The organism is Aquimarina litoralis (genome assembly GCF_039523995.1).
GTDB lineage: Bacteria > Bacteroidota > Bacteroidia > Flavobacteriales > Flavobacteriaceae > Aquimarina > Aquimarina litoralis.
Genome location: NZ_BAAAGE010000003.1, coordinates 938,626 through 959,168 on the forward strand (window position 1 = coordinate 938,626; position 20,543 = coordinate 959,168).

Sequence of the window (20,543 nt, forward strand, 5' to 3'; positions counted from 1 at the left end):
TCATGGCGCAAGGAAGTGTAATACAAACCTCTAAAAGTGCGGATCTGATCACTCATAAACTTTTGGTGGGAGGAAATGAACTGTCTAAAAAGTATCAGGTAAAGACGATTTCTATTGAAAAAGAAGTAAATAGAATTCCTACCGCTAAAATTATTCTAATAGATGGAGAACCTGCAAAACAAGATTTTGAACTAAGTAATGAGGAACTACTAATTCCAGGTGCAGAAATCGAAATTACTGCAGGGTATCATTCAGATGAAGAAACGGTTTTTAAAGGAATCATCATTAAACATAATATTAAAATAAGAGCAAATGGTTCTTATTTGATTGTAGAATGTAAAGACGAAGCGGTTAAGCTAACGATTGGTAGAAAAAGCAACTATTTCTATGAAAATAAAGATAGTGATATTATCGAAGAAATTATTGGAGCATATGGTATTGATAAAGAGGTAGAAGCTACAAATTATGAACATAAAGAATTGGTGCAATATCATACTTCTGATTGGGATTTTATCGTAAGCAGAGCACAAGCAAATGGCAAGTTGTGCTTTGTCGATGATGGCAAGCTAAGCATTAAAAAACCGGATTTTACTTCTGGAGAAATCGAAACGATAACTTTTGGAGCTACAATGCTCGATCTAGATGCAGAGATTGATGCCAGACATCAGATAGATAAGGTTACTTCGTATAGCTGGAATTATGCTGATCAGGAACTTGTGGAGATTGAGGCTGCAGATCCATCAGTTTCACTTAATGGAAATTTAGAACCGTCAGATCTTTCATCAATAATAGGATTGGAAAATCTAGAATTGAGACATGGAGGATCACTTTCTACCAGTGAAATGCAAGATTGGAGTGATGCAAAGTGGATGTTTCAGCAATTATCTAAGATAAGAGGAAGAGTCAAATTTCAAGGAATCCCAGCGGTTAAACCAGGTACTATTTTAAAACTTCAGGGAGTTGGTGATCGATTTAATGGAAACGTGTATGTCACAGGAATAAGTCATCATATTTCCGAAGGTAATTGGACAGTAGATGCGCAATTTGGTATCAACCCTAAATGGTTTTCTGAAACTTATGATATTAATCCATTACCCGCTTCTGGATTATTATCGGGAATCTGTGGACTCCAAATAGGTATTGTAAGTCAATTAGAAGAAGATCCTGATGGAGAAAATAGAATATTAGTGCAATTACCCATTATAAATAATGAAGAACAAGGAATATGGTGTCGTGTTGCATCTTTAGATGCAGGAGAAAATAGAGGAGCATTCTTTCTTCCTGAAATCTCGGATGAGGTCATTGTAGGCTTTATCAATGATGATCCTAATGACGGAGTAGTATTAGGAATGCTTAATAGTAGTGCAAAACCAGCTCCTATAACTGCTAGTGATGATAATCATGAAAAAGGATTTATTACTAGAAGTGAAATGAAAGTACTTTTTGATGATGATAAAAAATCCATAAGTATTGAAACTCCGGCAGGTAAAAAAATAGTGCTGGATGAAGATGCGGGATCCATAGTAGTGGAGGATGATAATTCTAACATTATTACCGTCGATAGCTCTGGTATTGCGATTGAAAGTGCAAGCGATATCAATCTTACAGCTTCTGGAGATGTAAATATCGAAGGAACCAATGTAAATATTAAAGCCAACGCACAATTTAAGGCGGAAGGTTCGGCAGGAGTAGAAATGTCTTCGAGTGCTACCGCAACCCTAAAAGGATCCTTAGTACAGATAAATTAGAGAAATATATAGAGAATGAAAAGAAGAGCTTGATAGCAAATTCTTGGGACAGAAACTATAAACCAATAATTAACAACTAAAAAAAGAAAATACAATGCCACCAGCAGCAAGAATAACAGATATGCATGTATGTCCTATGGTAACCGGAGTAGTTCCCCATGTGGGAGGTCCAATACTTCCAGCAGGAGAACCAACAGTGCTCATTGGAGGTTTACCAGCTGCAAGAGTGGGAGATATGGCAACTTGTGTAGGCCCTCCAGACACAATCATTATGGGATCTGGAACCGTAATGATAGGAGGAATGCCAGCAGCAAGAATGGGCGATAGTACAGCTCATGGAGGAACCATAGTCATGGGATTGCCAACAGTAATAATAGGAGGATGATTATGGATACAAATACATCATTTTTAGGAACAGGATGGGGATTTCCACCAGAATTTGTAAAGGAAGGTAACGAGTCCGGAAAAGTAGCAATGCTTTCTGATGAAAGTGATATTAAAAGTAGTCTAGAAGTTTTACTATCTACCCGTTTAGGAGAACGCGTAATGGTTCCGAATTATGGATGTAATCTCGATGAACTTTTATTTAAACCTCTAAATCTCACTTTGAAAACTTTTGTAAGAGAGTTAATAAAAAATGCCATTCTCTACTACGAACCCAGAATAGATGCAGAGAAAATACAAATTGATCAAACCAATGAATTGGATGGAGAATTATTAATCAATATCGATTACCGAATTAGAGCAACCAATGCTAGAAATAATTTGGTGTTTCCATTCTATAAACAAGAGGGTACTAATATTTAAACAAAAATAAAAAGACAATACAATGAGCAGCAGTTGCGAACATAACGATCTATTATTGATGAGGAATGGTACTTCTCAAAGTCAACGTTGTATTGATGCACTAGACCCAGAAAGTATACAATTACACGATTTGAATATCGATGATTGGATGCGATTTGCATATAGGTTCTCACAAAAAGTACAATATTTTGATACAGAAAGTAATACCGTTTCAGGTGACTGGAGTAGCTTTTTTGTAAAAGAAGAAGAAATAGCAAATTTCGTAGAAAAAATTACAAAACTAGAAGAAGCTGGCAGTGCAATGGAAAAAAGTATTCAACCACATCTTTCCTTATTTGCAGCTTTTTTGAAGCTCACTAGCTTTTCGCAAGAACGACTTAATAGTTTGTCTAAAAAACATCTTGATTTTTATTATAAAGAAGTTCTGAAATTAAGTAATAAGGCAGCTGTAGATGATAAAGTGCACGTATTGTTTGAACTAGCTAAAAATGCTATTGAGGTTAAAATAGATAAAGACACTAAGCTAGATGGAGGAAAAGATGAAGATGGCATAAAGCGCGAATATTATACGCAAGAAGAAATTGTGGTCAATGAAGCATCTGTTTCTTCATTACGTAATGTATTCTACGAAGAAGGAGTTGGTATTAGAAATGCTTTGATTGCAAATTCATACGATGGATTAGGAGAAGATTTTCCAGATGATCAGATACGATGGTGGCCTTTTGGATATCCTACAGATACATTAGGACCAACACAAGATGCTGCAACTTATCCGAATCTTCCTTTTGCAAAAACTGGTTTTGGAGTCGCGTCTCCTGTTCTATTGCTAAAAGAAGGAAAAAGGACAATAACGTTTACTATAAGTTTAGGTGCGTTTAGCACAGCAGGAATAAATACTTCAGATATTCCAGAGGCACTAGCCATTTTTTTTAGTGGAGAAAAAGAATGGATCGAAGCAGAGATTAATGTTGCAGAATCTACTGTAGCTTCTGGGGAACTAAAACTAGTGGTTATAATTAATGAAGGACTAGAGTCTATTGTTGGGTATGACCAGGAAGTGCTTTTGGAACCCTATACAACTACAGATCCAGTAGCCAGATTTTTAATAAAAAATAGTATTACGAATACCATTGGAAATACCTTTCAAAATATATTTTCTGCTACTAAGGTAAATAATATCTCTATTGATGTCTCTGTAGATTCCATTCAGGATATAACCATTGAAAATGATTTAGGGGTTTTGGATGCTTCCAAACCATTTTATCCTTTTGGTCCTCAACCTAAAAAAGGATCTAATTTTTTTATTGGTCTTCCCGAAGCATTGGATAAAAATTGGACCGAAATAAATATTGATTTCTCTTGGAAAGATAAACCCAGTTTGGTCGAAAATTATATAGCTTACAGAACAGAGTTTATAGAAAGAATTAGTAAAGATAGATATACGTTAGCTTTAAATTCTAGTGGAGGATTAGTCAATGATGATAATTTAGAAGCTATTGTAGCTAATGAAGACTATTTCACTTCAGAAATACAAGTTCTAGAGAATGGGGTTTGGGAATCAAAAGATCTGGATCATTTACTTTTTAGCGAAGCTGATCGCAATAAAAGTACTATAGCAATTACCCGTACTGCTGAAGTGGGAAGTGAAAAAGGTGGTTTTTTGGATTTTCTTATGGATCCATTACCAAAATTTCAAAAAGGAGGATTTCCATTTCAATCAAAGATACCCGCTAAAGAAAAGTTTTCAGCTTCCATAAAAAAAGGTTTTGTCAAACTTATTCTCAATCAATCATTTTTACATGATCTGTTCCCTAAGATTTTTTCGGTAGCATTATCCAAAGAAAATGCTACTGACACATTAATTCCAAATGCGCCGTATACTCCACAGATAGAAACAATAAAAGTTGGATATACAGCACAAGCAAGTATGACAGATGCTAATGTTCAGCTATTCCATGAACACCCTTTTGGTATATCGGAAGAAAGTGAAGATTTAAAAACGGCATCTGTACTAGCTATTGCCAATCCAGAAATCAAATTATTACCAGCTTATAAAAAAGGATGCTTGTTTATAGGGATTGAAAATGCGAAAAATCTACAAAGTGTTTCCTTATTAGTACAAACCTTAGAAGGTAGTGAAAACCCTGAAACGGCAAATGATTTTGCTGATGGAGAAAAACTAGCATGGTCCATATTATGTAATAATGAATGGCTGTCTTTAAATACAGATTATATAATATCTAACAACACGGATAATTTTCTAAAATCAGGAATAGTAAAGTTTTCGATTCCAAAAGAAGCTACAAAAGAAAATACAAAATTACCAACAGGATTATTCTGGGTTAAAGTAGAGAATCCAAGAGATTTTGATACCGTAAGTCAGCTTATAGATATTAAGGCGCAAGCTGTTTTAGCACAATTTCAAAATAACAATAATAATCTGAATCATTTACAATATGGTATTCCTGAAGGAACAATCTCTAAGTTAGTAGAACGGCTAGCAAATGTAAAAGGAGTTGCCCAGAATTATGGTTCTTTTGATGGTAAACCAGAAGAAACTGATAAAGATTTTTATCGCAGAATTAGTGAACGCCTTAGACATAAACAAAGAGCTATTACTATCTGGGATTACGAAAACCTGATATTACAAGAATTTTCAGACATCTATAAGGTTAATTGTTTAAATCATACCTCTTTAACGTCTTTTTTATCTCCTGGAGATGTAACCTTGGTGGTCATACCGAATATCATTAACCAAAATGTATATGATCCTTATAAACCAAGAATCAGTAAAGCAAAACGTAATGCTATTCAAGAATTTATTAATGATTTGAATACGCTCCATGTTGCGGCTCAGGTAATTAATCCAGTATACGAAGAAGTTAAGGTCAATTTAAAAGCGAAGTTTTACGAAGGTAAAGATGAGAGTTTTTATAGTATCCAATTACAAAAAGATATTGCTAAGCTTTTAGCTCCTTGGGCTTTTGAGGAAACTTCGGTAATTGATTTTGGGATTACCCTACACCAAAGTATGGTAATTAATTATATCGAGAAATTATCATATGTAGACTACATAACCGACTTTCAATTATTGCAAGAAATAGGGATTGACGCATCTACCGGAAAAAAAATATTTAATCAAACAAAGAAAGTAGTACCATCAAGTGCGAAAGTGATTCTCACTTCTGTAGAATATACAAAGCATGCTGTAAGTGTAGTGAGTCCTTCAGAAGAATGTAAAGTATAGGAATGATGATTTTTAAAATATAGAAAAATAGGAGAAAGAATTAATTATTAAAAACTAAAACTCGTGAAAGAAACGATATCCATACCCAAAAATATAAGAACCAAAAATGATTTGGATTATGAATACTTGCGAGAGATTGGAGTAGACTATATAGAGAAAATCGGGAGTAAGCTATGGACAGATTATAATGTACATGATCCTGGGATTACTATTTTAGAAATGCTGTCGTATGCCATAACAGATTTATCGCAACGTATCGAAATGCCTATAGAAAATCTTTTAGCATCTAAGAACAACAATATGGCAAAAATGCACGAACAGTTCTTATCTGCTATACACATTTTACCCACAAAACCAGTTACAGCTTTAGATTATCGCAATCTTTTTATTCATATTGATGGTGTAAAAAATGCATGGATAAAACAACACGAAGAATTTATACACGTCAACTGTAAGGAACATCCCGCTCAATTATCCTATACTCCTTTTGATGAAAACCAAACTTTTCCAGCACCATTTAAATTAAAAGGTCTTAATGATGTAATTATTGATCTGGAAGAAGAAGTTGAAGATCCAACTACTATTATTTCTTTAGTAAAAGACATATATAATCAGAACAGAAATCTTTGCGAAGATGTAGTAGATGTTTCTATTGTAGAAGAACATCCTATTGCGATCTGTGCATATATAGATTTGGATCCAGGTGCTGATGAAGAATATATACTAGCACTAATTTATCAAGCTATAGACCTCTATTTTTCTCCAACCGTTAATTTTTATTCTTTACAGCAAATGTTTGATAAAGGATATACAACAGATCAAATTTTTGAAGGACCTATTCCCTTTTCAAGTGGCTGTGTCCCTTTAGAAAGTAATAAAGGTGGTTTTATTGATAAAGAAGAACTAATCAAAGCAGATCTTCGAAAGGATGTTAGATTATCTGATATCATTCAGCTCATCATGAATATCGAAGGGGTTCATGTAATTAAGGATATCTCAATAAGTAATTGTGGAGAAACTTTAGGATTAGAAGGTGCATGGAATATTTGTATTAAGGATTGGCATAAACCAGTACGATGCGATAAAAGTACTTTTAATTTCACCAAAGGATTATTACCAATAGGAATTAATAAAGAAAAAGTAGCGACCCACTTAGCTAAACTAAAAGCACAGGAAAAAGCCAAATATGAAGATGTTGAGATAGAAGATGTAGCAATGCCATTAGGGAAATACATGGCGCCAGAAAGTTACACAACCATACAGAATGATTTTCCTGATGCCTATGGGATTTCTCCTTTTGGACTTCCCGGAAATGCTAAAAAACCAAGAAAGGCCAAAGCAAATCAATTAAAAGCATATTTGTTGTTCTTTGATCAAGTATTAGCCAATTATTTTCAGCATCTATCCAAAGTAAAAGATTTGTTATCAGTGGATGAACATCTGAAAAAACTATATGTGGATAATGTAATACTTACGGAAGCAGAAGAACTCAAGAATAGGCAAACCTATTATGCACAAAAAGTTGAAGATGTTACTGATATTAAAATGATAGTAGGGGATTACTCGAACTATGAATCTGATCTTCTGGGGATCATAAATGATCTGCACGAAGAAAAAACAGGAAAAGAGGTGTTCTATGAACGAAGGAATCAATTATTAGATCATTTGATTAGTCGATTTGCTGAACGATTTGGTGACTACGCTTTTATGATGAAATTAATTTATGGCGATAATGATATTGCCAATGATGAAATTTTGAGGGCAAAGCTTAGTTTTTTACAAAATTATAAAGAAATCAGTTGCGCAAGAGGACTGGGATTTAACTACTGTAATCCAGAATCTAACTTAAACGATAATGGTATTTGGGATACGGTGAATATTTCAGGTGTTCAACAAAGAATAGCAAAATTACTAGGGATTGTAGATCATAGCAGAAGAGATTTAGCTTCCGAATTTTTAGAAGTTTATGAAGAACTGGATGATGATGGTGTAACAGAATACAGATGGAGAATTAAAAATGAAAGTCAGGTATTGCTATCGTCCAGTAAGCATTATCATAGTTTAGAGGATGCTTTTAAAGAGCTTTTCTTAGCATATCATTATGCTAAAAACCCAGATAATTACGACTTTAAGTTAACCGAAGATGGTACTCAGACATATTTCAACCTAATTAACCCTGATATCAATGATCCAGAGAACGAAGATTGGATTATCGCAAGAAGAATAGCTTTTACAGATACTAAAGAAGAAGGTGTAGCTGCGAGAGATGCTCTAATTGCACTAATAAAAGAGGTAACGGCAGATGAAGGAATGTATATCATAGAACATATCCTGCTTAGACCAGATAAGAATAATTTAGATCAATTTGATGTTGAAGATCCTTCAGGATTAGAACCCGATGCCAGTCCAGAAAATTTTATGCCAGTATGCATAGATGCAGATTGCAAGTCATGTAGCCCTTTCGATCCATACTCCTTTAGGGTTTCGATCATACTTCCTGGATGGACGAAGAGATTTGGGAATAAAGATTTTAGAAGATTTGCCGAGCAATTGATTAGAGAAGAGCTACCTGCTCATGTTTTGGCCAAAGTATGTTGGATTGGACATCCCTTAGGATTAGTGCCAGATGAAGAAAATGACATGCTACATCTTCAAACCAAATACAAGAGCTTTTTAGAGCAATTACATTGTGATACTAGTATAGGAAGCAAATCAGATATCGAGAATTATAGAGCCACTTTAAATGAATTGATAGAGGCTATGAATAAGGCCAATACAATTTATCAAACAGGAAGATTGCACGATTGTGATAATGATGATACAGAAGAAACAGGAAACAAAATAATATTAGGAAGAACCAATATTGGGAATCTTTAAAAAAAGAAGAAAAATCATGGCAACAATACGATTAGAAGAAATTACAACACAATATCGATCTTTTGTTGATGATCAGGTATTGACAGCAGAACAATTAAATACTATTATAGAATATTTCGAAGATCAAAATCGACTTACTCGTATTTGTTTGAGTGGAGTAGGAATCGTCTGTGGTTTGGATGTTTCGTATGAAGAAAATAGTTCTATAATCATTTCGGATGGATGTGCAGTAACCACGGATGGAGATTTGGTAAAGTATCTTTCTAAGACATATACACATATCAAGGTTTTTGAAGATAATGAAGCTAATTATAGCAAATTTGATACTATCAATACCATCCATGAACTGATTACCACAGAAGAATCAGAAACTACGGATTCCCTTGCCCTGAATGAATTAGAAGATATCAATGATAAAGTAGTTGTGCTATATCTAGAAAATTTTGCAAAAGAAGAAACGCCATGTACTTCTACCGATTGCGATACTCAAGGCCAAGAACAAGTTGCCAACATTAGAATCTTATTAGTATCTAAAAATGACGCAAAAGCAATTAGTAATCAATCTAATGATCCAATCTTTAACAGGCATAGTACCACAAAGAAGTTTATAAATCTTCCAGAATTAGCAGTAAAACGCGTTATCCTAACAAACCAATACATAGTAGATAACTCTGGTAATACTGTTATTTCTCAGAACTCTAATACAACAAATTATTACCGATTAAAGAAAAGTTATTACGATGTAATTAAAAGTACTTCTATCATAATAGATTTAAAAACAGCTATTACTCGTCTATTTACGGATTTTAGAACTTTATTGGATACGGATTCTTTAGAAGTAAATAGCAGCAAAGGTATTATTGATAATATAGATGGTTTATTTGATTTTAGTATAAATGATATTCCTATAGATATTCAATATAGATATGATCTTTTAAAAGATTTGATAAGTACCTATACAGAAATTAAATGTTTATTATTTGATTTAAGATGGGTTTGTTGTCCGAATAGAAACGCATTTCCGAAGCATCTTTTATTAGGTGAATTAGTTCCTGAAGAAAGTTATCTCGAATGTAGACATAGTTTTTACCCTTCATCGATTATTACCGATGGAAAAGAAAAATGGTTAGAAATACGAAACTTAATTCAGCGTATGCACTATATGTTAGAGGAGTATCGAATTACACCATCTGCCTTTACAACAATAAAGGTAACACCATCAAGAGATTATGATGAAGATTTAAGCAAAAGATCAATACCTTATTATTTCAGTACTTCTAAAAACCTTATTCAAAATTGGAATTATACAAAAACCAAGAAATTCCAAGAAGATCAGAATTTAGGGTATCGGAGTTCGAATCTATCCAGTAATGATACTATTCAAAACCCTTTAGATTATAATATTGACACAAACGATTTCTATAGAATTGAAGGTCATTTAGGAAAAGACTATCGTACTGCAATAAAAGATCTGGATACTATAAAAACCGAAAAAGGGTTAGCATTTGATATAAAAGTGTTAAGTATTGACGAAGCCCTAGAAAGTTTGGATTTATCGGATTATAAATGTCAATTTGAAGATCTTAATGCTGTATTGAAAGCCTGGAGAGCGGAACAAAATTGTTTGAATGCAAGTGTGGCTAGATTTTTCTCAGGTTTTAGTTTACAAGATAAAGGAAAACACAAATACTACAGAGTAAATAGTTTTGAAACCAATAATACTGGACTTGTAGCGGAGGAACGTTCTTTTTTAGCTCCGATCACACTCGATACTAGTAGAACTGCTTCTATAAATACATTGGCTCTGGAGACTAATTTTGCAAATATAGGAGGTTTCGAAACAGTATATAATGTAGATACTGTTGTAGAAGAAAATATTATCAAAGAAGAAGATGTTTTAGGAAAATTTATAGATAAAGCATTTAAAGAAAAACCAGAAGGCTCTGCAGAGGATATTATCGCAGTAATTAAAAAAGATATAGAGGAGGATCCTGTTATTTCTGCTTGGGAAACAGAAATAAAAGAAGTAGCAATAGACCAGCCAGCAGAGATATTAGCGCATACAAAAGTAGCTACTAGATATATTCCTAACAGTGTAGAGGAAATGGAACCGCAACGAATTAATGATTACAAGATCACCATTGAGAGTCTATGCGAAAAGGTAGAAGCCTATAAAAAGAGAACTACAGGATTATTATACTCGCAAGCATCAAACTATCAAAGAACAGGTTTTGAACAGCAATATGCATTGTTGTTAAATCAATTGTCAATTAATTGTTGTGCAGCAGAGAAAATAGAAATACTACTAGATGAAATTCAAAAGCGCAAAGAAGAAGTTCTTTCCCAAAAACTTTTGTCAAAATTTGTAGAAAAAAATTCTGGATTAGAGCATAAGGCAGGTGTAAAACCAGGAGGAACTTTTGTAATGGTATACAGAGGGAGAACCAAAACACACGGATTATCAATAGCCAATAATGCGTTTTTATCATTAGCACCTGTGACAAATGCAGTTACACCACTTAGTTTTTCTGCTATAAATAATCCAATCACATTAAACCCTCTTACGAATATAAATACCAATAGTTTAGCACTAAATCCAATACTTCCAGAACTAAGTGTAGCTAATCTCACAGGACTAAACAACCTTTTTTCCGTTCCAATTTCTAATGTTACAGAAAATACAGTGGTAGCAGATTTTTCATTACCGTATATATGTTGTTCTGATTGTGCTCCAACAGCATTTATTATTCCTAAACAACCTGTTTCACTTCGATTACCTGTGGATCATATTTGTCTACATAATGAAACTGCTCCAATTCCTTTCGAGGTAGTTCCAGCAGATGGAATTGTGGCTGCAAGCGTTGATGAAAGCCAAAATGGAGGAGTAGTACAGATAGATGGTCGATTCTTCTTTGATGCTAGTCAAGTGACAGAAGAATTGTTAGGTAATGAAATAGCGTTTACAGTAAATGATCAAATTACAGATGCTAAAATTACAGTGTTTAGAAGACCAGAGTTTGATTTTGAAAACTCTGAACCACGGTATTCTAATGATAATACGATAGCCTCAGTAAACTTTATGGTGCAAGGAGCTGACCTTCCTGCGGGTGTTACTTATTTCTGGGATTTTGGAGACAATACGTTACCTGATAACAGAACAGACGAAAACCCAAGACACGAGTTTAAACTTCCTGTAAATGATCAGAATTTAGCGACGGTTACTTTAACAATAACTAATGGAAAATGTAGTCATGATGTTTCTCATGATATTCAGTTTGAAGTAGAAGTGATCGATACAGATTGTGTAATTGATGCAAAAGGAACTATCCAAAAAGGATTCGAAGAATTACCACAGTTTAGTGATTTATCCGAAGAAATAAGAGTCAACATTTTTGAGCCTACATCAACTTTATACAAAACTGTTGTACAGGATATGGATGCATTTATTGCAGGGAAGTTCAATGATCAGCTGATGATGAGTTTTGGACCATTAATTAGAACTACCGCTGAAGCAATTTTAAAAAGAATAGAAGAACAAGATAGTTTCGAATTTAACGCTTTAACCAACATTTTCAGACTACAAATACAATTGTTCTATGCTATTTTATGCTGTCAGTCCAATGATCAAATCGAAGAATTCAGAGGAGAATTAGAAGAGGTATTGGCATCGATTACAAGCGCATTAGAAGAGTTTAGAAATAATCAAATGATTGTGGATACTGATGGAAGATTAAAAGAATTTTTAGACATCACATTAGAAAAAGTATCGGATAAACCGCTATTGGTAGAAAGAATCAAAGAACAATTAGAACTTTTATAAGTAATGGATAAGAGCAAGCATATCATAAAAAAAGTACTCTTTGAGGTAAATACTGCCGATACTAAAACGGCATATTACCTCAAAGATCATCTAGATGTGTTTTTGAAAGATAGTTTATTGCCTACGATTACCTCTTATTTTAATAGTGTACAAGGATTTGGGGATCAAATCTTACGATTCGATACACTTAGACTAGATATTGATTGTGCTAATGTAAAAGATCAAGTACAACTTCAGTTGGATGTCGTAAAGGCATTTCAAAAGAAATTAGGAAATATCGGCGATAAAGCGTTTTTAGATACAAAAGATGCTCCATTCTTACGAACTACCAAAGAGAAAAGTGATGTAGATGCATTTTTCCATTTTCTAAAAACAGGAAGAAATCCATGGTGGGATTCAGAAAAGAAATTAGAAGATCCTTTATTTATAAATACACTCATTTCCAGGAAGAACTTTAAGAAGGAGCTTTTAGAAAAGATAGGAAACTCAAATGTTCGAAAAAGATTGATATATCAATTTTCTGATGAGGTTTTGATTAGGATTTTCAGTAACAGGAAAAATAATATTTCTTTTCCGAAAACACTAACAAACCAAAACAAGCGAGAACAATTTTGGGATTCAATCATAAGGTTTCAGAGGCATAAAAATAAAGAAATACTTCATGAAGAGTTTAATAAATTAGATCACTTTGGTACAAAAAATACTATTCAAAAAGAGGTTTCTCAATTTTTCAAAGAACACTTAAGATTAAAAGATTTTACAAAAAAGGATCTACTTCCTGAAGAAATCAAACTATCAGAACTGCAAAGCATAATTGAGAAAGCATGTACTAAACAAATCAAATTAGCACTAGAAGCAAATAAGGTATTTAAACTTTCGCCTAAGAACATTGAAAAGCACATCGATGATAAATTCAAAAAGAATATAAACAACAAGGTGCTAAAGAAATTAATTGTCCAATTTACAAAGGAGTTATCAACCTTTGTGAAAGAAAAACAAGCTGGTTCACGAAAAGCAATACAATCTTTTGTCGAAGAATTATTAGATGAACAACTAACCATCGAGGTCGATAGTAGTTTACAAAATATTGATATCGCCGAAGATCAAATATTTCAGTATACAGAAGAAGAAATAGACGAAATAGAAGATGTTGCTATTTACATACGTAATACGGGTTTGATCTTGCTTCATCCTTATCTAAAAATCTTGTTTGGTGCTTTGGGACTTTTGGATAAAGTAGGTACAATAGTTCCAGAAAAAGTAGAATTGGCAATCCATTTATTGCACTATCTGGCTACCAAAGAAGAAGAACCGATGGAAACAGACTTAACATTAGAAAAGTTCCTATGTGGTTACCCATTAGATAAACCAATTCGGAAGCATATAAAGTTCCCCAAAAGTTTTAAAGAAGAAAGCGAAAAATTACTGAATTCAGTTATCCAAAATTGGCAAGTGCTAAAGAACACTTCCGCAGATGGATTACGAGAAAACTTCATTAAAAGAGAAGGAAAGTTACTATTAGATCAAGAATCAGGTAAGCATCGAATCATTATTGAGCGTAAAACACAAGACCTACTATTAGAAAAACTTCCATGGAATCTAAATATGATTAAACTACCATGGTTCGATCAACTGTTTTTTGTGGAATGGTGAAAAAGGGAATGTAAGATTTAAATAAGATAAATGTCACACTGAGCTTGTCGAAGTGAATTTAAAGCAAAAAAACTATAGGTTATAGGTTGAACGATTTTATAAGTTTTGGAATAGAATACACAATTAGATATAAAGTAATAAATAGATACGGCATGAGATTACAGCGAAAGAAAAAACCAGGAGTTCAGCATCAGGGATCACAAGCTTTTATTCAGCCAAAACTAAAGGTAGGACAGCCAGGTGATAAGTACGAAGTAGAAGCAGATAAAATGGCCGATCAGGTAGTAAATAAACCTTCTTCCAAAACAGAAGGGGCTATTCAGAAAAAGGGCTCTGAAGAAGAAGTGCAGCAAAAACCTTTGGCTAGTACAATAACTCCTTTCGTACAGAGAAGTATGTTTAAAGATAGAAATGAAGGAACCGTACAGAAGATGGAAGAGGAAGAAGCGGTGCAACAAAAAGAGGAGGAGGAATCTGTTCAGAAGATGGAAGAAGAGGAAACGGTACAACAAAAGGAGGAAGAAGATGCTGTTCAGAAAATGGAAGAGGAGGAAACCGTACAGTCCAAATGTGATGATTGCGAAAGTGAAGAAAGTGTACAAAAGATGGAAGAGGAGGAACCTGTACAAGCAAAATCTAATACCAATTTAGTTTCTTCAAATTCTGATAAAGATTCATCTATAGAATCCAGATTGAAAAATAGTAAGGGGAAAGGCAATAAAATGACTGGCGACACCAAAAATGAAATGGAAACAGGTTTTGGTGCAGATTTTAGTAATGTAAATATTCATACTGATACAAATGCAGTTCAGTTAAGTCAGGAATTGGGAGCACAAGCTTTTACACATGGAAATGATGTGTATTTTAATAAAGGTAAATACAATCCCGATTCTAAAGAAGGGAAACATCTTTTAGCACACGAACTAACACATACCGTTCAGCAAAGTGGAATGATTCAAAGATCAGTGAGTGAGAAAGAATCAAAAGATTTACAAGCCGAACGTTTCAAAGGAAATTTTAGATTAGAACAAGCACATGATCATATAAAATTCATTAGCAAGGGTTCAAAAGGATCGCATGTAGAAAAATTGCAAAAAGGATTAATGAATATTGGTTTTGCACTACCACAATTTGGAGCAGATGGTGATTTCGGAAATGAGACAGAAAGAGCCGTTTTTAGCTTTCAAAATGCATATAATCTATCAGTAGATGGAATCGTTGGTAGCGAAACGATGGGAACTTTGGATGATGTGCATTCAGGGAAAAGCTTAGGAACAGGTTGTTGTGTTGAAGCTTTTCAGTTGCCACAGTCAGGTCTTCCATTTAAGACGATTAATGGAGAAATGTTATCAGAAAAAACTTTTTGTACCAAGAAAAGTTTCAGAATAACTTCTTTCGCTAATTGGGTAAAACCACATGTTTCTAAACATTATAGATTATCTATTGTAGCAATTGATCATGGTTCAGTACATAAACCAATTAGACGATTTGATATAGGGAAGTCAGAAACCCAATTCTTTAAGATAAAAACTAAAGATTGTATGTTTTTCAAAGTATTTATCCAAGTATTTGATCCAAGCAGCAGCCCTGAACTCAGAGGACATATTACTCTCGTGTAAAATTCAAATAATGCGATAAATAGTAAATAAGAAAATTACAGTTAGGACTTATATAAAAACTAACCATCATGAAAGCATTACTAAACGATTTATATCTCTACGAACTAGTATTATTATTACTGGGTGTCTTTTTATTCCTTATTCTAAGTGCTGGATTGGTGTATTATATTATTAAGAAAGAAGAGATTAAAAAACTACTATTGTTCTTTCCAATTCCTATTTTAATGATAGGGTACCCAAGTGTAAAAGAAATAACCATCTCATCAGATAAAATTGCATTTTCGAAGTATCAGGAAGAATACATTAATAATCCTGAAGATACTATTGCAAAACAAAACTTAGAAAAGCTCACTGAAAAACTCGAAGAGCGAGCCCATTCTCCAGAAGATATTATACAGATTAGTAAAGCAAAATTGTTGTTGGGAAATACCAAAGAAGCCGTACAATATGCTAATAAGGCTATTAAAATAGAGAAGGAGAGAACCAATTCAGAAAATCCGTCAACAACCGAAGATCCATCGGTTAATGATGCAGTTAATTCTTCTCAAAAATTAAAAATTACTACTCAGGCAAAGCAATTAAAACAATTAGCGCGAATTCAGAACATGAAAAGCAATGATATAGATACCAATGCTTTAAATGCTAAGATAAATGAGTTAAAAGTTGATAAAGAATTAGTAAAAACCAAAGAAATCATAAAAAGAAAAGCTTTGGAAAATTTAAAGGTCAAAAACTAAAACATGGATATAATAGTAGATACCTGTATAGAGTGACATGTTTACAACGGCAACAAGAAATACTACCAGCGCTAAATCTAGCAATACTTCTCTTTTCCAAAAGGATAAGATGAATAATGCTTTTATTCAACCAAAGTTGAATATTGGTAAGCCTGGTGATAAGTATGAAATAGAAGCGGATAGAGTTGCTGATACGGTTGTTGCTAAAGGAAATGATCAAAGTAGTTCTTTTTTTAGTCCAGTTCCGCAAGTACAAAAACAACAAGAAGAGGATGTTCAAAAACAAGAACTAGTAGAGAATGAAGTGCAACAGAGGTCTTTAGGTGATACCATAGCTCCTTTGGTTCAACGACAATCAGAAGAAGAAATACAAAGCAGAGAACTGCCAGAAAATCAGATACAGCCGAAAGTAGAAAGTACCAGTGCCGTAACAGAACTTCAGAAACAGGAAGAGGAGATTCAGGAAAAAGAGGAGGAAGAAGAAGATGTACAATTGGTACAGCTGAAATCCCAAGCTGCATCAGTAACAGATAGCTCAATAGAATCTCGATTACATAGTTCTAAAGGAAGTGGGTCACCATTGCCAAAAGATACCAAGACCCAAATGGAGTCAGGTTTTGGTAGAGATTTTAGTAATGTACGAGTGCATACTGATTCGAATGCAAAACAAATGAGTCAGGATTTGGGAGCGCAAGCTTTTACACATGGTAATGATATTTATTTCAATGAAGGTAAATTTGATACTTCTTCCAATTCTGGAAAGCATTTACTTGCGCACGAATTGACGCATACCGTACAACAAGGGGCATCTACGGTTAGAAAAAAACCAGTAGAAGTAACATCTGCTCCCAAAATGGTTCAAGGATCATTCTTAGATTGGATACCGGATTGGATACTTGATAACGCGCGTAACCTACCTGGTTATTTGTTGTTTACGGTGATTATACAATACGACCCTTTACGAGGAGAGCGAGTAGAACCCACACCGACAAACCTTTTAAGAGGGCTCATAGGTTTAGTACCATTTGGAGTAGCAATTTTCGATAAGTTACAGGAGTATGCAATTCTTCAGAGAGTTTTTGATTGGGTTACAGGAAAGTTAAGTGAATTAAACCTCACTACACGAGCACTTTTAGATCTGGTAGAGGAAACTTGGGAGAATAATTCTGCAACTTCATTTATTGGTGCATTACGTGAAGAATTTAATGATCTGGTGGATAGGGTCACCACATTTGTTAGTTCGCTAGTAGATCAAATCATAGACTGGATTAAAGAAGCTTTAATTGATGTGGCAGAACCTATTTTAGCAGAAAACCATGCTTGGTCTCTTATTAAAAAGATCATACATTATGATCCATTAAGAGATGAGGAAGTAACTGCTACCACTGTAGAAATTTTAGAAGACTTTCTAATGCTCATTGGTAAGGAAACGGAGCTAGAGCAAATGCGAGAGCGAGGCACCTTACAAGAAACTGCCGATTGGTTAGATACGCAGGTAGGAACTTTTATGTCTTTGTTAGGAGAGTTAAGAGGATTGATCAATGCTGCTTGGGAGGCTATTCGTCCTGCAAACCTGACAGAGATTTCGACAAACCTTACTGCTTTATCAGGAAGAGTTACAGGATTTTTGGAAAGAGTATGGGCATTCGCATCTACAGTAGCAATCGAAGTATTAAAGCTTATTAAGAAAGCATTGTTGAGTTGGCTTTCTTCTGTAGCCAATGAAACCAGAGGATTCTCATTGGTAAAAGTTATTATAGGTAAAGATCCTTTCACTGATGAACATGTTCCTAGAACAGTGCCAAACCTTATCCGTGGTTTTATGAGTCTGATGGAAGGAGGCGAGGCACAATATGCTCAAATGGTAGAAACAGGTGCTATTGCAAGAATTGATGGAGAAATCCAAGCGGCAGTAGATACTCTAAACATGACTCCACAGTATATCGTTCAGCTATTTACGGATCTTTGGAATTCTTTTACAATCGATGATCTTTTAAATCCTATAGATGCGTTTGTTAGAATTATAGAACGATTCGGAGAACCTATCGGTAGACTTATTGCTTTTGTGGCAGAGATAGTTCGAATTGTAATCGTAGGGATTTTGGAAATCATGAATTTCCCGTTCGATTTAATTGGAAATATCATTACCAGATCCTTACAGGCTATCGAAGATATCAAAAGAGACCCTATTGGATTCCTTAAGAATATACTGAGAGCGATTAAAGAAGGGTTTATAAAGTTCTTTGATAACATTGTTACCCACTTGATCAATGGAGTAATGGGATGGTTAATGCGAGAATTAAGAGATGCTGGAATACCGGAATTAACAGATTTTTCTTTACAAGGTGTTATCAGTTGGGTATTGGAGGTCTTAGGGCTTTCTATGGAACGTATTTGGGAAAAACTAGCTGAACATCCTCGCATCGGCCCAGAACGAGTAGCCAGAATACGTGGGGCAATTAATACACTGGAAGGAATTTGGACTTTTATTAAAGATGTACAGGAACGCGGAATCGCAGCAATTTGGGATAAGATTCAGGAACAGTTGAGTAATCTGTGGAACGTAGTTATCGATGCTGTGAAAAACTTTGTGATGACCAGAATCATCACCCAGGTCACGACCAAATTATTAAGTATGCTGGATCCAACAGGAATTATGGCAGTGGTAAATGGTGCAATTGCTTTTTTTAACGCAGTGCAAAGTTTTATTCAGTATTTAAGAGAAATGCTAGAGGTGATAAACTCTTTTGTCAATGGAGTGGCAGATATCGCACGAGGAAATGTAGCTACAGCTGCAGATTATTTGGAGCGTACTATGGGACAGTCCATGCCTGTAGTAATAGGATTTTTGGCAAATCAAGTTGGATTAGGAGGTATCGGTGCCAGAATAGCAGAGATCATAGGATCGGTTAGAGCATTGATTGATGAAGCCTTAACCTGGTTGGTAAACAAAGCGGTTGATACAGGCATGGCCTTGTTGGATAGAGTGATGGGAAGAAGCGGGAATCAACAAGAGGCTGAAGAAGAAACACCGAGTGGTCCTATTGCAACTGCATTAACCGAAATTGATACAGAAAGTACAAGAGAACAGGATGAAGGGGAAGTGACTGCAGAGGAAGCAGAAGGCATTAAAAATAAAGTAAATACAGATCATGCCTCTGTTATAGATATCACATCTGTTACCGATGGAGGAGATACTTGGGATTATAATTATGTACAAAGAGCTGTTGTTAGTAAATCAAAAAGACCTCAAATTCCTCCAACTGTAATAACTCCTGAACCAGATAGTGATAGACCCAAAAGAGTTATTGCGAATCCATTAACTAGTGAAATACCTTCATCGGGAGAGGGACAAGAGACAGGCTCTAGAACAATTGTAAGTGGACAAAATTTGATAGATACTTGGATCGCTAAAACAGGAGAATCTCACCCACAATCACCAGTACTTGGGATACACATATTAGCTCACCATTTGCATGGACCTTGGACTCCTTGGAATATTGTTTTTGGGGCAAAAAGTATTAATGAACAAATGAAAACTCCCGAAAGAATAGCAAGTCAAAATAAAGATTCAATACTGGAATATGATATGACAGTAGGGTATCATGAAGATTCACGGAATGACCAGCTAATCACTAATAATGCTGATCCTTCCGCAGAAGATGTACAAAAAGCTTTAGGATATTATCTCGCAAAATCAATTACAGGACCTGTCAATAAAATAAATGATGATGGTAGTAAAACGGAAATAGGTAGGGCAAATGCACAATTATCCAGATTTCCAGATATAGTTGGAGAACCAATAAAAAGTATTGAGGAATTAGTTATTGAACTTTTTAGAGCAAACTTAACAACTAATACCGTGGAGGAGAATGGTAAAGTTTATACAGCCACTACTTATACAAACTATACTACGGTTGCAGGGGATATTAGTAAACAGGTAGCTGCGGTTCGCCTAAAATTGGATGCTTTAATTGCATCGGGACAAGTGATTAGAATAGGTCATACATATTATGTGGAATAAAAGAATACTAT

10 protein-coding genes are annotated in these 20,543 nt (G+C 34.5%); all 10 read left to right on the forward strand.

The genetic code is table 11. The features are described from left to right. Nucleotides 1-2 precede the first annotated feature (2 nt). The 10 genes from vgrG (at nt 3) to ABD077_RS18420 (ending at nt 20,532) form a co-directional block, all read left to right on the forward strand. Entirely contained in the window at nt 3-1,748 is a 1,746-nt protein-coding gene (vgrG, locus tag ABD077_RS18375; protein ID WP_343913696.1) for a type VI secretion system tip protein VgrG, read from the forward strand. Between the two features lie 94 nt (nt 1,749-1,842). Continuing rightward, nucleotides 1,843-2,133: a PAAR domain-containing protein gene (locus tag ABD077_RS18380; RefSeq protein WP_299607142.1), complete on the forward strand. Its 291-nt coding sequence runs from the start codon at nt 1,843-1,845 to the stop codon at nt 2,131-2,133. Between the two features lie 2 nt (nt 2,134-2,135). Continuing rightward, nucleotides 2,136-2,555, forward strand: coding sequence for a GPW/gp25 family protein (locus ABD077_RS18385; protein ID WP_299607144.1), 420 nt, complete (start codon nt 2,136-2,138; stop codon nt 2,553-2,555). Between the two features lie 22 nt (nt 2,556-2,577). Beyond that, on the forward strand, nt 2,578-5,802 hold the full coding sequence (locus tag ABD077_RS18390) for a baseplate J/gp47 family protein (RefSeq protein WP_343913697.1): 3,225 nt from the start codon (nt 2,578-2,580) through the stop codon (nt 5,800-5,802). Between the two features lie 63 nt (nt 5,803-5,865). Beyond that, entirely contained in the window at nt 5,866-8,679 is a 2,814-nt protein-coding gene (locus ABD077_RS18395; RefSeq protein ID WP_343913698.1) for a hypothetical protein, read from the forward strand. A 16-nt stretch (nt 8,680-8,695) separates the two neighbouring features. Continuing rightward, nucleotides 8,696-12,499 carry a PKD domain-containing protein gene (locus ABD077_RS18400; RefSeq protein WP_343913699.1) on the forward strand — a complete coding sequence of 1,268 codons (3,804 nt, stop codon included), beginning with the start codon at nt 8,696-8,698 and terminating at the stop codon, nt 12,497-12,499. A 3-nt stretch (nt 12,500-12,502) separates the two neighbouring features. After that, the gene (locus ABD077_RS18405; protein WP_343913700.1) at nt 12,503-14,152 is read left to right on the forward strand and encodes a contractile injection system tape measure protein; all 1,650 of its coding nucleotides are present in this window, start codon (nt 12,503-12,505) and stop codon (nt 14,150-14,152) included. Nucleotides 14,153-14,304: 152 nt separating this feature from the next. Then, nucleotides 14,305-15,771: an eCIS core domain-containing protein gene (locus ABD077_RS18410; protein ID WP_343913701.1), complete on the forward strand. Its 1,467-nt coding sequence runs from the start codon at nt 14,305-14,307 to the stop codon at nt 15,769-15,771. Between the two features lie 68 nt (nt 15,772-15,839). Further along, nucleotides 15,840-16,508: a hypothetical protein gene (locus tag ABD077_RS18415; RefSeq protein ID WP_343913702.1), complete on the forward strand. Its 669-nt coding sequence runs from the start codon at nt 15,840-15,842 to the stop codon at nt 16,506-16,508. Between the two features lie 37 nt (nt 16,509-16,545). Further along, a complete protein-coding gene (locus tag ABD077_RS18420) occupies nt 16,546-20,532 on the forward strand; it encodes an eCIS core domain-containing protein (protein WP_343913703.1) in 3,987 nt (1,328 codons plus the stop codon). The last annotated feature ends 11 nt before the right edge of the window (nt 20,533-20,543 follow it).

Bases quoted from the DNA above. Each gene is read 5' to 3' on its own strand.
- vgrG (WP_343913696.1), top strand. From the start codon at position 3: ATGGCGCAAGGAAGTGTAATACAAACCTCTAAAAGTGCGGATCTGATC.
- ABD077_RS18380 (WP_299607142.1), top strand. From the start codon at position 1,843: ATGCCACCAGCAGCAAGAATAACAGATATGCATGTATGTCCTATGGTA.
- ABD077_RS18410 (WP_343913701.1), top strand. From the start codon at position 14,305: ATGAGATTACAGCGAAAGAAAAAACCAGGAGTTCAGCATCAGGGATCA.
- ABD077_RS18420 (WP_343913703.1), top strand. From the start codon at position 16,546: ATGTTTACAACGGCAACAAGAAATACTACCAGCGCTAAATCTAGCAAT.
- ABD077_RS18400 (WP_343913699.1), top strand. From the start codon at position 8,696: ATGGCAACAATACGATTAGAAGAAATTACAACACAATATCGATCTTTT.
- ABD077_RS18390 (WP_343913697.1), top strand. From the start codon at position 2,578: ATGAGCAGCAGTTGCGAACATAACGATCTATTATTGATGAGGAATGGT.
- ABD077_RS18405 (WP_343913700.1), top strand. From the start codon at position 12,503: ATGGATAAGAGCAAGCATATCATAAAAAAAGTACTCTTTGAGGTAAAT.
- ABD077_RS18385 (WP_299607144.1), top strand. From the start codon at position 2,136: ATGGATACAAATACATCATTTTTAGGAACAGGATGGGGATTTCCACCA.
- ABD077_RS18415 (WP_343913702.1), top strand. From the start codon at position 15,840: ATGAAAGCATTACTAAACGATTTATATCTCTACGAACTAGTATTATTA.